The following is a 14,247-nucleotide window of genomic DNA, read 5'->3' as shown; positions in this document are numbered from 1 at the left end:
GCCGAGGCGTGGATATTCATCGCCCATATCCGCGTCCTGACCAGGCGCCTCGCAAGGTATTGGCACGGCGCGTAGAGTTTCGAGTCCGGCTCTGAGACCAGATCAGGCCCGATCTTGCCCTGAACAATTCAAGCTGGCGCTCGCGTAAATCGTCTTCTCGGCGGGCAAGCTGGCGTGCCCAGAGCGACCCGTTCAGGGCTTCGTCGATCAATCGCGGCAGGTCTGCGTCATCAGCGTCCAGTGCTTCGACCAGCCCGAAAATCGCATTGTCAAGCTTTTCGAGAAGCAGCTCGAACGGCTCGTCGCCCTCTTCGTCGACATGGATATTCCAGGCGTCTCGGTTGTTGGCGAGATACTCGAAGGCGTCCTCGCGGTTCAGCGTCCCGCTACGCGCCAGACGGTTGAGGATTTCGCTGGCGATCTGCATAAGCCCGCTTTCAAGCATCCGCGCCCTCGATGCATTTACAAGGTCGCGCCATGCCTGCCTTCGCCAGCGCAGCGGCTCGAACATGACATGGATGACCAGGCCTTCGAGATCGACAAAAGCGCGTCCGGCACGGCCCGCAACGTTAGCGAACTCCTCGCCGGTCAGCGGAGTCCCCGCGCGATACAAGGTCGGGACAAGCAGGACTGCCGCGTTGAGGTTGAGCCCCTGGGCAAGAGTCGGCGATGCGACCGTCACGGTCAGGACGCCCTCATTGAGCAGCCGTTCGACCTCGCGAAGGAACGGGTTGGGGAGGCGCGCGTGGTGAATGGCAACGCCCAAGGCGAGGCACTGGACGGCAGGATGCTCTGGCCCAAGCCACTCGGCCCCGACCGACCTCGCCCGCTCGGTCGCGGCCCCGTCCTGAAGGAGCGGGCGAACGAATCCCCGCCGGGCAAGATCAACAATACGCTCAGCGTAGCTCTCGACATGATCGCGCTGCGTACAGAACACCAGAGTCCGCTTGCCCTCGCCCGCGAATTTCCATGCTGCGGCGATGGTCAGTTCGGGATTGTCTCTCGGGAAGGGCGTCCGCCGGGGTCTGATAGGTGGCTGCTGTTCAACAAAGTTCTGGATGAACGGCCCGTCATCGTCAAGATCGAAGGTCAGGCGCGCGCCCTGTCCGCCCCACGCCAGCGTCCCGAAGCGCTGGCGTGTTGGACGCCAGACCGACTTCACCGCTTCTCCCTCAGCGTCGCTCCGCATCCACGCAGTCAGATCGTCGAGCTGTTCGCCGTCTGGCAGGATAGCGGACAGGCAAACAATGCGCCTCTCACCCGCATCCTCACGGCGCAAAAGCCTCTGAACAAGGATTTCATAGCGAAGTTCGCGCTCGCTCGGCCCGATCAGATGGCCCTCGTCGAGCACGATCAGACCAACGTCATCGATCAATTGCGGGTCGCTTCTTAGTGCAAAGTCCAGCTTCTCCGGTGTCGCAATGACGATGTCACGGGAACGAAGGGCGTCCTGGTCTCCGGGCATTGCACCGCTCGCACCGTAGAGGGAAGAGACCGAGAACCCGAGCGGGCCGAATGTCTTGCGAAACGACCGCTCGGTCTGTGCGGACAGCGCTCTCAGCGGGGTCACGAGCAACACGCGCCTCCCCGCGCTGAGCGACATCAGAGTGCAGATTTCTGCAACGCGGGTCTTTCCGGCGCTTGTCGGCAGGGCAACCACGAGATCGTCGGTCAGGTCGGTTGCGCGGCGCGAGGCACCGATCTGTGACGGCCAAAGCTCGACCTCTGCCGTCTTCCTAGCGTAAAGCGAGGCAAGGAACATTTCACGAAGCGCGGCATAGCCGTCCGCGCCATCAGGCCCGATGTCCGGCAGCACCCGGTGAAGGCTGTTGCTCCAGAGATCATCAATGAGGTTCCGGGCAACGCGAATGATCCACCATAGCGATACCGCGCCGACGGCATTCGCGACGCGCAGCCCGCGGTTGAGAATGGACATCGCCTCTTCATGCAATGCCGCATCACCCGTCAGCAGTGCGAATTCAAAGAAAGAAAAGGCCCGGTAAACAGCCGTTGTGAGAATGATCGAAAACACATCGTCGACGTCGCCCCGATCATCTGCCAAGTCGCCTCGTTCATCGGCCATACCGGCCTGAACCCCATTGTCGCTATGTTCCGGATTGCGAAGCCACGCCTCGGCCTCGCTGCGCAGTGCTCCGAGATCGCTGAGAAGAAGCCGCACGATGGCGCGTTCGGCGGGGGCGAGGTTCGGGTCTTCCTCGGCCTGCGCCATGAGCGAAAACGCCATTGCCGCATATCCTGCCAGATGGTACGAGGCCGCCCCCATCACGCGCCAGAATCCGCGCTGCGGAGTTGCAGGTGAGCCGTTCCGGACGAGCGCCTCGAAGGCATTGCCTGCCGCCAGGAAACCCTCCCGCCAGATCGCCGCATCGCCCTCCCGCCGTTCCCAGAGCGCGAGCGACGCTCTGAGGAGCGAGAAGCCATACTCGGAAAGGTCAGTATCGAGACTTGCCGCAAAAGCCGGAGCACCATCAGGAAGCTGGCCTTCGCGCCTGATGATCGCGCGGGCCTCACCCCGCGCCAGGAGCCGCCCCCGGATATTCGGCTGCGAAACCGCGCCGATGAATTCCTGAAGCTCCTCAATCGTTTCCAAGGTTTTCCGCCTCTTCGTAGACCCAGGCGATGAAAGCCCGGTGATCGTTGATCCGGAGATTTACGGAAACATGGCTATGAGTATCGTCTGCACCGACAAGGTCGGCTTCGAGATCGGCGCGCCGATCGTTGCCTGTCAGAGTGAAGAGGCCATGCGTGACATCCCGCGCCCGTATCGTGCCCCTGCCGACCGCATTCCGGATTTGGCGGCCGAGTGCCTCGTCCTCTGCGCCGCCTTCCAGCAATCTGTCCGCGACAAAAAGGAGGGAGATCGGCGTGGGGCGGCCTTCGTCGTCATTCAGCCTGGTGCGTGCGGTGGTAATCACACCCGCGCTCATCGTCCGACCGCTTTTTGCCTCGCCCTTAAGGTATCGCAGGCGCTCGCCACCTTGCTCGATACCGAGGAAGTCGTCGCCACGAAGCGCCATTTCGCGCCCGTCCTTGTAGCGGAGACGGCGGACGGGAATGCGGAACCCAGTCTGGTGTTCCATAAACTCCGTTGCCAGTATTTCTCCTACTTCCCCAGACCGGGTTTTCAGATTGGTGGGCAGTCTCTCCCTCAGAATGGCCGCAGCGCCGGGAAAGCCCAGCTCGGCGATATCATCCGCAATGTGACGGGGATCGTCGTAGTGCGCGCGAACCCGTTCGATAAGATCGGCCTGAACCGCAACCCGGCCACCATTTATCTCGGAAAGCACAAACAGGCGCTTTAGTTCACCGTACTCCGCTTCTTCGATGTCCAGCCAGTTCTCAATCATAGCTATTACTTCAGCTTTTTTCTTCGTATTTCAATTGCCGATTGGCTTCTGTAGATCGTCTCCCATAACGCAACAACTCCCCGCTCAAAACTCGGCCAGCGGGCCGTAATTGAGTTTCGCACGGACGGGACGCCACTCCGGCATGTTTCGATCCAGAAGTGCGATGAAATGCGCGTTGTGGTTGGGCACCAGGAAATGCGCCATTTCATGAAGGATGACGTAGCGCAGGCATTCAGGTTCGAACCGCGCAAGGTCAAGATTAAGGCGTATTGACTGCTTCGCGGGGTTGCTGCTGCCCCACTTGGTTCGCATGCGCTGAATGAAAACGCGCTCGACCTCCACACCAAGCTGTTGCTCGAACTGCGCTATTACCGGCTTGCTGGCAGCGCGCAGCGCGTCGCGATACAGGCCGAGCAAGAGATCGCGCTTTTGCTCAAAGGTCGCCCCTTTCGGCACATTCAGCTCGATAGTCTTGTGTCCTACAAGAACGTCGGCCCGGTCGTAGTGGTCCTCGATGCGCAGCAAATAACGGGTGCCCCAAAGGTAGTGGCTTTCACGTTCGACAAACTCGCGCGGCGTCTCGCGCTCCTGCGCCCTGATCTTCCTCTGGTTTTTTCTGATCCACCCGATCTTGGACAGGGCAAAGAGGCGCACGGTCTCTAAATTCATGGCGCAGGGCGCGGAGACGCGAACCCGGCCTGTCGGTGGATAAACGCTGAGGTGCACGTTCTTGATGTCTTTGAAAACGACATCAACGATCACATCATCGATGTCCAGTTCCGTTATCATCAGTATTCACGCTGCGCCTTTATGATGACGAAGACGCGCTCAACCTCGTCCTTGTCCTGAAGTTCGTTATAAAGGGCTGCCTTGATGGCGCGCTCCTTGGCTTCAACGCCTCGCCAGTCGTCCGAACGAGAGGTCTTGACGGCGGCATCGATGCGCAGGGCGAGTTCTTCATCCTTGGCGAGGTTGTTGTATAGGGCGCGCTTGCCGGGCGTGTCCAAGCGTGCCGGGGTATCTTCGGTTTTCCCCTCGGCAAGGGTCTTCACAATTTCGGCCATGCGCTTGAGGTAGGCCTCGTAGTCAAGGGCCTTGGCTCGCCGGTCGCGAATGATCTCTTCAAGGAGCGCCGAAATGCGGTCGAAGAAGTCCGGATCGTTGAGGCGCTCTTTTACGATCTTGCTGCGAACGTTGTTCTCAATTGTTTCGGCAATGGATTCGCGATTGCCCCCTAGCCCCGACAACTGGGCAGCGATGGCATCCGCTATTCCGGACTTCACGATCAGGTCGATCAGGCTGATATCGTCAAACGGGGATATCTTTCGGGGCTCGTCGGCCTCAATGTAAGTATCGATGAGGTGCCGCATGTCGGCCTCGTAGGCCTTTAGGTCTAGAATTTCACCGGCAGCGCGGCGCACGGTGTCACGGATGTCTATGCATTCGGCGACACGTGCCCTGATCTGCTTGATGTCCTCAGTTGAGTAGCCCGCTTCCTCCATTTCGTCGGCGATACCGGCATAGGCACGCACTAGGCTGGCCGTCGATTTGTAGAGAGCAGCCCGCTGCGGCTCGCGCTCCTCAAGGTCCGTGGCGATCTCGGTATTTCCGCAGAAATACCGGATATACTGCAGCTCGCCCCTCGGTGGCTCGACCGGCTCGAACAACAGAGCAAGGACTTCGAGCGCTTCGTCCAGCCTCTCTTTGCCTTTTTCGAGTCGATCTTTGACCAGAACCGCCGGATCGGCTCCGCCCGCGTTGATGTCGATCTCGGAGGTGTAGACGGCGATGGCCTTCTCGACCTTTTGCAACAGTCCTTTGTAATCGACGATGTAGCCGAATTCCTTGTCGTCGCCGTCAAGGCGGTTCGTCCGGCAGATTGCCTGGAACAGCCCATGATTTTCCATCGACTTGTCGATGTAGAGATACGTACATGAAGGCGCGTCAAAGCCAGTCAGAAGCTTGCTGACCACGATCAGCAGCTTCATATTCGCCGGTTGCTCGATGAAGAGGGTCTTCGCGTCCTCCTCATAGCTTTCCGTCTTCGTCATGCCGGGCTTGGCGGTGACGTCCTTCAGCAGCTCGGTATAGGTGTTGTAGATTAGCTGTTTGTCGGACTCGGTGTTCGCGCCCGTATCTTCGCGAGTAACGTCCTGCGTGACGGGGTTGTAGGAGGTGACGAGGCCGCAGCGGCCCTTGAACTGCGTCTTCTGAAAAAGCTCAAAGTACTTGCACGCATCGTAGATGCTGGCCGCTACAAGGATAGCGTTCCCGCGTTCGCTTGAAAGGCGCGGCTTCACGCTGAAATCGAAGATGATGTCCTGGACGACGCGCTCTTTGCGGGAGCGCGAACTCAGCACATGCTGCATCGTCCCCCATTTCTTTTTCAGCTCATCCCTCTGCCAGTCGTTCAGTCCCTTGGTCTTGGCGGCAAACCAGGCTTCGATCTTGTCCTCGGAGCCAAGACGCTGGTCGATATCGCGGGCTTCATAGATCAGGTCGAGCACAACCTCGTCTTCGACGGCCTCGCCGAATTTGTACGTGTGGATATAGCGCCCGAACACTTCGAGGCTGCTCTGGGCATCCTTCTTGAGAAGCGGGGTCCCTGTGAAGCCGATGAATACGGCATTGGGCATCAGGGCCTTCATTGCCTTGTGAAGCTTGCCGCTCTGCGTCCGGTGGCATTCGTCCACAAAGACGAAAACCTCGCCGACCGTCTGGCTCGGCTGCGCCTGAAGCTCCTTGATGAAGGCATCAAAATCGTCGACGCCGCGCTGGCCGAACTTATGAACGAGGGAGCACAGCAGACGCGGCGTCGCCTTGGAAAGCGCGGTCATTAGCCCGCGACCGCTCTTGGTGCGGAACATGTCTTCGCCAATGTTTCTGAAGACCTTCTCGATCTGCTTATCCAGCTCATCGCGGTCGGTGATTATGGCGACACGGGCATTGGGGTTGCTCTCCAAAATCCACTTTGCGAGCAGCACCATGACGATGCTCTTGCCTGACCCTTGCGTATGCCAGATGATTCCGCCCTCGCGGCGTCGGACATGCTCTTGGGCGAGCTTGATCCCGAAATACTGGTGGACGCGGGGAAGCTTCTTCACCCCGGCGTCGAAGAGCACGAAATCGTGCAGCAGCTCGATCAGACGATCCTTGATACAGATTTTGAGGAAATATTTATCGATCTTATAACAGCTGTCGTCCGCCTCGTCCTCTTTCCACTTGAGGAAGTACTTCTCGGGAGTTCCAATTGTTCCGTATTGCAGCCCTTCGGTATCGTTCCCGGCAAAGACGATCTGCACTGTCGAAAAGAAAGCGGCGTTGAACTCCGGGCGCTGATTGGAAAGAAGCTGGCGGATGCCGTCGCCGATGGTGACCCGGCTGTTCTTCAGCTCGATGACCCCAATCGCGATGCCGTTGATGTAGAGAACCAGATCGGGGCGGCGCTCGAAGCCGCCGCGCAGTGTCACCTCCTCGGCGATAGCAAAGTCGTTGGCGGCAGGATTTTCCCAGTTGATGAGCTTGACGGTCTCGGAAGGTCGCCCGGCCTCGACTTGCACGGAAACGCCGTAGCGCAGCAGCCCGTAGACAGCCTGATTGTTGTCATAGAGGCTGCGGGCCGTATTGCTGGCCTCGATCTGAAGTTTGCGGGTAGCGGCACTGATCTGTGCATCCTTGTAGCCAGCGCGCCTCAGATAGGCGGCAAGTAAGCCCTCTTCGACGTTGCTGTTGTGATCCCGGTCGGTCCAGTCGCCCAGATAGTGGTAGCCAAGTTCGTCGCGGAACAGCTCGATGACTCGGCGCTGCGTCGCGCGCTCCGGCTTGCCGACGACATTCATGCCGCCAATTCCTCGGCGAGGATTTCAGATTTGACGTAGCGGCGCAGTTCATCGGCGGAGACGAAGCACCGGAACCCTGCCTGGCTCGCAATCGCGAGAACGTCGCTGCCTTCGTTCAAGAGAAGCGCCACTGGCTGGCTTAGCTCTTCCTGTATACCGTTCGGCCATGCGAGATCGAACACGGCGCGCTGCTGCCCGGTCTCCGGATCGGCGAAATCGAACGCGATCTCGCCCTGCGGCAGGCCACTTTCTTCCATCCACGCATTGATAGCTTCCAGCTCCTGCTCTTCGTCCTCGCTAGTGATGCCGCCCGGGACGGGTGCCGGCGCGAGGGCGGGAGCGGGAGGACCCGCGAGCCATCGTGTGTCGCCATGCAGAAGCTCTTCCATGCGCTTGTTGACCTCCGCCGCCAGCAGCGCCTTCCGGGCCTCTAGGAAGCTGGGGAAATTCTCGATCTTCCACAGCTCGCGATCCATCGGCACCCACTGAGATGCCAGTGCGCCAGGGTGCGCCGTTTCAACTTCTGCGAAATATTCTTCGGGCAGGCGGTCACTGATATTGAGGTTAGTGTCCTTTGTCAGGAAACAGAAATTGGCGAGCGCATTAACCTCGGCGCGTTTGAAGCCGTGGTTGTAGAGCTGTGCTTTGGGGAAGATGTGATGCACTTCCAGCTTGCTCATCTTGCCGAGCAGACCAGCCTTTAGCGCCAAGCCGGTCCCCCAGTCGCGACTCTCACCCATGCGGGTAAGAAGATAGAGGACGGGATAGAAGCGCGCGCCCAGGCTCCATCCGGTAAAATGCTCCGGTTCGACCCGCAGCCCGCCGTGCCAGAGCCGCAAAGTCTCGAGCAGCTTGTCGAGCCCGCCGTCTTCGCCGTTCAGCGCCTCCAGGTCCTTGTCGATGGTCGACTCAGTCGATGCGGAATATCGGCCCCACATGCCCGACTGGGCGAACCAGAAGAGCAGTTTATCGCGCTCCTTCTCGTTCAGCGATCCGTTGTGCTGATCAAGGAACCGCACAATCACCGGCACGCTAAAGCGCCCGAAGATCACGCGGTCGTGGTCAAGGCCCAGCCGCCCGCCGATCATGTTGAGCGAGGTATCGATGTGCTTGATCGCGCGCTTCAAAGCGCCCTGGATTTCCTCGGCGCTGCGGTCGTGCAGGTACAGGAATTTCGCTTCGCCCGTGAGGACGGTGTTCACGGATCGCAGCAGCCAGTCGAGATTGAAGTCGTAACCTGCGCTGTTCCATTCCTTGAGCTTCGCCTTCATCGCATCGCGCGCATCGGGCCAGTCGGCGCAGATTTTAGCGAGCGCGAGGTCGCCCTTTGAAAGCTTGGTGCCGCCACTGTTCACGCGGTTGAAGATATCGACGACGATATCAAGTGTCTTATCCGCACCCGTAACTTCCTCGATATGCAGGTCGATCTCCGTCACGCCGAGCAGGCGGCTCAGGCGCGCCACGTAGTCGCCTACTCCGGCGGCAGTTGCTGGGTTGCTGCTAAGGCGCGAGACAAACCCGCCAAGCCCGGCATTGCCCGCCTTCATCAGCTCGCTGACGTCCACCCAGAGCGGATCGTCCTTCATCTTCATCGGCTGGTAGAAGGCGAAGGTTTCGGTTTCGAGATTGAATTGCAGCCCGCTGAAAGCCAGCGCATTGCCATCAAAGAACTTCGGAGCTTTCCCCCGCACAACGCCGTAGAGCGAGGTCATGCGTTGCTGACCGTCGAGCAACAGCTTGACTATGCCGGGCGCGAGCGGCCCGTCGCCGCGATGCGAGGCGGTCGTAGATTCCGTCGCCCAGACAAGAAGCCCGCCGACGGGATGACGGCGATAGAGAGAGTCGAACAACCCCCGCACCTGATCGCGATTCCAGACATAGCCGCGCTGAAACTCGGGCAGCGCCATGTGGCCGTTGTCGATATGGTCAAGGATTGTCGAGATTTTCATACCAGCCGTACCCTCCCGGTCAGCAATTCCTGCATCATGCCCTGCTTAATCTGACGGGCCTTCGCGAGCTTCGCCTCAAGCGCAAAGATTTCATCTTTCATGCAGGTTAGGACATCCGAAATTGCCAATTGTTCGCTGCGCGGTGGAACTAGGAATCTCAACGCCTTTATTTTTGCCAACGTCAGACGAGTTATCGCATTGCCGCTCATCATGTCCCTAATTTGCTTTTGCCCTTCTTCGGCTAAGATTTGTTGCAGGAAGAAATCCGCTGAATGCTTTGCTTCGTCGAGGCGAAGCATAGCTACACTTGACAGAAGGCTGATTTGTTCGTCGATCATATTTATTGCTGCATTGCCGGTGCTAGCTCCGTCCTTAGTTAGAAGGATATCGCCCTTCCGAGTATCACATCGACCATAAATCTTCTGGTGCTCTGCGAGCGAGACCGTCTCAACGTCACGTAAGTCCAGAAAGCCACGTGCGATATTTCGGGACGTAACGTAAAGGAAATCCCCACCTCCGGTCTTTGGCGAAAAGTGGGTTCCGTCCTGTATCTTCGTACAAATACTGGACAGTGGCAGCGTTTCCCAATTTGCGCTGAATCCTGGTAGTCGTTTGCGACCTGAGAGCAGGTCTTGCATCGCGCCTTGCATAATCGCGCGCTTTTTGACGATGAGGGTTTCTAGCGCCTCGATCAGCGCATCCGCATCCGACAACGCCCCGGCGATTCTGCGCACCTCTCGCTCGGTTGATGGAACCGCAATCAAGAAAGAATTTAGACTTTTGTTCGTGATTTGATTTATCGTCGCACCAAGATGCTCGCGGATTTGACGCTGCACATAGTAAGATTGAAACGCAAAGAAGACTAGGTCATTGATCGATGATCTGAACACCCCCATGAAAGCGCCGAACGCCATACCATTTGCGTTCTGATCAATCCTTGCACATTTCCCGATTAATTCACGGCTACCATTTCGTACACAGATTAGGATATCTCCTTCGCGGACCAATACCCGCCCAGGAATCTCCATCTGCACAAAGACATTGTCGACATAAGAAAGGCGGCCCTCTTGAACGTTCGAGGAACGAAGAACAAGGGTGCCGCTCTCGCGCACGTCAGAAGGGGAATAAGTGAGGCCAGCCAGCGACTGACCAAGATTGGCCATCGGTTCCAATCGCCAGTCTGCTGGAATCGGGCCTATGTCCGACTGCTTGTAGGCACACAAGACAGTCTCATCATTGGCTAGCGCAACATTCACCATGCGAACCCCATACTCTTGAGGTGCTGCTCGACCGTGGTTTCGAGATTGGCGACGCGTAGGGCGAGGTCGGGCATCCGCATTTCATAGCGCTCGGCGAGTATGCGGACGCGGCCCGCCAGGGCCTGGCTTACCCGGTCCATCTCGGCCGCAATGTCATCGTTAATTTTCCTAAGCCATTTGTCATCGACTGCCAGCATTTTGACATCTGCCTCGGTTAGCTTCGGATATTGCGCTAGCGCCTTCGCGTCGAGGGCGGTCTCGGCGCCCTTTATCCGCTTCTTAATTGCAGTCTCCGTTTCCGACGCTTCAAGCCATGCCTTGAGTGCGGCGGCTTCATCGGCAGCGTCCTTGTCGCCTTTGATCTCCTTTAAGCGCGCGGTGACGTTCGCCTTATTAACCTTATCAAGTTCGGCGAACGCCCCTTCATCGCCGCCATGTTCTTCCTCCAGTTCGGCAAGCCTGGCGCTCGCGGTTTCCAGCTTCCCGATCAGCCCGTCGATCTCCGCCTGTTCCTTCGCAAAGAATCGCGCGACGATCAGCTCCTTCCCGATGAGGTCACAGGTCCAGCCCTTGTCCTTTTCCTTACCCTTCTTGTCCTTCTCGATAATGCGGTAGGTCTCCGCCCTCCAGCCATCAGCGGAAATTAGATAGGCGTCGTCCTGCATCGTCTCGGCCCAGTAGTCCATGAGGTGCTGATACACGTCGTATTTGTCGATAAGCGGCTTGCCCGTGTAGTGGGCGAGCAGGTCCTCCGAAATCTCGAAGACAACGTCCTTGGGGTGGAAGCCAGGTGTCAGTGCTTTCAGCTTCTCCGCCGTGCGCTTCCGCCACGCCTCGAAATGCGCCGCCATCCCGGACGTGAACGCGGTGAATTCCGGATGGTCGAATATGGTTTGCTTGATCGCGGCCTTGTCCACTGCAAGATCGACGTAGCCGGGACGGCACTCGCGGAAGAGCGCGGCATTCAGCTTCGGACAGACCGCCCAATACGCGCTGAGTGCGTCGATATCGGCCTGCGGGATGCCACCGCGAAGATGGCCATCGATGTCTTGTCGGTCTTCGGCCTTCTGGCTGTCGATGTAGCGCGGGAGGTTGAGATTAAACTCGTTCTTCTCGATCTCCTCGACCGGCACCATGCGGGAGAAACCGGGAATGGTCGCGGTCTTCGCAACTGCATCGACTATCTTGTGAATGTCCTGGCTGCGCAGCCGGTTCTTCGGCCCATCCTTTATAAAGCCCTGGCTGGCGTCGATCATGAAGATGCCCTTGCGGGCAGTGGCGTCCTTCTTGTCCACGACGACGATGCAGGCCGGGATGCCGGTTCCGTAAAACAGGTTCGCAGGCAGGCCGATGATCGCTTTGATGTAGCCCTTGCGGATCAGCGACTTCCTAATCTCTGCCTCTGCATTTCCCCGGAACAGGACGCCGTGCGGAAGGATGCACGCCCCGCTACCCGTGCTCTTCAACGAACGTACGATATGCAGAAGGTAGGCGTAGTCGCCCTGTTTCGCGGGCGGGACGCCGAAGGACTTGAAGCGGTCGTAAGGATCGTTGAGCGGATCGAGGCCGGTGCTCCAGCGCTTGTCGCTGAACGGCGGATTGGCGACAACAAAATCGAACTGCTTCAGCCGGTCGCCGTCCTTGAACTTGGGATCGGTGAGCGTGTTGCCCTGCATGACGATGGCGAGAGGGTTGTCGTGTAGGATCATGTTCATACGGGCGAGACCGCTCGTAGCGGAGTCCTTCTCCTGCCCGTAGAGCGAGACCTTCGTCCCGGCCTCATCGCCGACTTTTAGCAGCAGCGAGCCGGAGCCGCAGGTCGGGTCGTAAACCGTGGTGTCGTGGGTTGCCTTCACCTGCTTGATGCCCACGATCTGAGCCATGATGCGGCTTACTTCGGCGGGCGTGTAAAACTGCCCCTTGCTCTTGCCGCTCTCGGTGGCGAAGTGGCGCATCAGATACTCGTAGGCGTCGCCGAGAATGTCGTCGCCGTCCGCGCGGTTTTTCGAAAAGTCGAGTGCTTTGTCTTCGAAGATGGCGATAAGATTCGTTAGTCGCTCGACCTTTTCCTTGCCGTCTCCGAGTTTCGAGCTTTCGTTGAAGTCAGGAAAGTCGGCCTGGTTAAGTGCTTGGTTCGCGGCGGCGAGCGGTGCGATGATCTTCTTGTTGATCTGGTCGCCAATGTCGCTCTTGCCTTTGAGCGCCACCATGTCCTTGAAGCCCGCTCCATCCGGCACGCTGATCGGGGCGAAGGGCTGGCCCGCGTACTTGTCGCTGACGTATTTGATGAAGAGCAGAGTGAGGATGTAGTCCTTGTACTGGCTCGCATCCATGCCACCGCGAAGTTCGTCACAGCTCGCCCAGAGGGACGCGTAAATCTCAGACTTCTTGCGGGCCATTATCGTTCGTCTTTCTGCTCTGTTGTTTTTTGGGCGATCCAGCGCTCGATGTCCTGCCGTTTGAACCGCCATGATCCCCCGACTTTGAAGCCGGGTATCTCTCCTTCCGCTGCTAAACGGTAGGCGGTCTTCTCATTGAGTTTGAGATACTCCGCCACCTCGCGGATGGTCATAATCTCGGATGACATGGCGTTCCATGACTCGCGCGAATCCCGCGTTGAAAATACGGGAAAATTGCGGAAGGAACAACGATGAATTGTGCTGACCTTGGGGCGCGTCTACCCGGCCCGGGGAAGTCGCGCCGTTCAATCGGGCGTACGGTTGTGCATGGTCCGGTGCAGGTGGAGAGGCATATCTCCAGGCCCTGCGAGTGGGTTCAGGGCGGCGCGATAGCCCCCTGATCGGGTTCAGCGCCGACGCGCTGACGGCATCCAATCCGCGCAGGGTTGGTCAGGGTCCCACAGGGGCTCGAAGGCCCCTTGGTCGATGGGATGGGTCCTGGGCAAGGGAGCGCGAAAGCTCCCTTCCACGGTCCTGCCGAAGGCATCTCCATGAAATGGTCAGGGGTCACGGGGGCAGGAACGCCCCCTGTGTCGATGGGTGCAGGGAGAGTGAAATCTCCCGCTCGTGGTCAAGCGGCGAAACGCTTGATGGCTCCGGAATGGGCTCAATGCCCTGACGGAGCCACAGGCCGGGGGGATGCAACGGGGGCGCGCAGCGGGCCCCCTTGACAAGATGGTTTTGTATTACAAAACACATCTTGCTGCTCCGGCTTTCGCCGCAGGAAATGCTTGTAGTACAAAGGAATTGTGCGACGCAGCAAGCTGCCCCGCTCCACTTCTTACACTTGGAACGGTCGGGCTGTCGCCCTCGTTTTAGGACTGTTATCCTGCCCGCAGGCGCGGCCTGAGGTGGTCCCCATTTCCCGGACAGGTTTGCGGCGCTGCTAAGCTTGCCTGTTGATCATGCTGCCGCCTGAAGGTCAGGGCCCTGATGGGCCTTGACCGGTGTTCTGCCTCCGAGTGCCGAATGCGGGCGCTCTGTGTTGTAGAAGGTCATCCATTTGCCGATGCCTGCCCGGGCCGCGGACCCGGTTTCGAAGGCCTGCATATACACGCACTCATACTTCAAGGATCGCCATAGCCGTTCGATCATGACGTTGTCCATCCAGCGTCCTCGGCCGTCCATGGAGACCTTCACCGTCGCGTCCAGCAAGGGCTTCGTGAAGCGCGGGCTGGTGAACTGGCTGCCCTGATCCGTGTTGAAGATCTCGGGCCGTCCGTGAAGCCGAAAGGCATCCTCCAGCGCCTCAATGCAGAGCTCGGTGTCCATCGTGTTTGAGAGCCGGACCCGAAATGAGTTGAGCGATATCATAGGGTTGTGATTCACGTCGGTTTGCGAAGACTGACGGAGATCCGATGCCCTGGACTGAT

The 14,247-nt window shown here is 58.7% G+C and carries 9 protein-coding genes; all 9 read right to left on the bottom strand.

Annotated features, from left to right (window positions below):
* Window positions 1-16: 16 nt before the first annotated feature.
* The gene (locus tag FJM51_RS21985; protein ID WP_140456267.1) at window positions 17-2,611 is read right to left on the bottom strand and encodes a DEAD/DEAH box helicase; all 2,595 of its coding nucleotides are present in this window, start codon (window positions 2,609-2,611) and stop codon (window positions 17-19) included.
* Window positions 2,598-3,368 carry a Hachiman antiphage defense system protein HamA gene (locus FJM51_RS21980; RefSeq protein ID WP_140456266.1) on the bottom strand — a complete coding sequence of 257 codons (771 nt, stop codon included), beginning with the start codon at window positions 3,366-3,368 and terminating at the stop codon, window positions 2,598-2,600. Before FJM51_RS21980 ends, FJM51_RS21985 begins: the two co-directional genes overlap by 14 nt.
* An 84-nt stretch (window positions 3,369-3,452) precedes the next feature.
* Window positions 3,453-4,157, bottom strand: a complete 705-nt coding sequence (locus FJM51_RS21975; protein WP_140456265.1) for a M48 family metallopeptidase — start codon at window positions 4,155-4,157, stop codon at window positions 3,453-3,455.
* Window positions 4,157-7,207, bottom strand: a complete 3,051-nt coding sequence (locus FJM51_RS21970) for a type I restriction endonuclease subunit R (RefSeq protein WP_140456264.1) — start codon at window positions 7,205-7,207, stop codon at window positions 4,157-4,159. The genes FJM51_RS21975 and FJM51_RS21970 overlap by 1 nt, the downstream gene beginning before the upstream one ends.
* Window positions 7,204-9,156, bottom strand: coding sequence for a GmrSD restriction endonuclease domain-containing protein (locus FJM51_RS21965; protein WP_140456263.1), 1,953 nt, complete (start codon window positions 9,154-9,156; stop codon window positions 7,204-7,206). The genes FJM51_RS21970 and FJM51_RS21965 overlap by 4 nt, the downstream gene beginning before the upstream one ends.
* Window positions 9,153-10,415, bottom strand: coding sequence for a restriction endonuclease subunit S (locus FJM51_RS21960; RefSeq protein ID WP_140456262.1), 1,263 nt, complete (start codon window positions 10,413-10,415; stop codon window positions 9,153-9,155). Before FJM51_RS21960 ends, FJM51_RS21965 begins: the two co-directional genes overlap by 4 nt.
* Entirely contained in the window at window positions 10,409-12,814 is a 2,406-nt protein-coding gene (locus FJM51_RS21955; protein ID WP_140456261.1) for a type I restriction-modification system subunit M, read from the bottom strand. The genes FJM51_RS21960 and FJM51_RS21955 overlap by 7 nt, the downstream gene beginning before the upstream one ends.
* Entirely contained in the window at window positions 12,814-12,987 is a 174-nt protein-coding gene (gene mads1, locus FJM51_RS21950; protein WP_233713226.1) for a methylation-associated defense system helix-turn-helix domain-containing protein MAD1, read from the bottom strand. The genes FJM51_RS21955 and mads1 overlap by 1 nt, the downstream gene beginning before the upstream one ends.
* A gap of 790 nt (window positions 12,988-13,777) precedes the next feature.
* A partial coding sequence (locus FJM51_RS21945) for an integrase core domain-containing protein (RefSeq protein ID WP_233713225.1) occupies window positions 13,778-14,247 on the bottom strand: 470 nt, incomplete at its 5' end.

This window comes from Amaricoccus solimangrovi, assembly GCF_006385685.1.
In the GTDB taxonomy this organism is placed as follows: domain Bacteria; phylum Pseudomonadota; class Alphaproteobacteria; order Rhodobacterales; family Rhodobacteraceae; genus Amaricoccus; species Amaricoccus solimangrovi.
The sequence above is the reverse complement of the archived record's forward strand: the minus strand, read 5'-3'. Positions and strand labels throughout refer to the sequence as shown.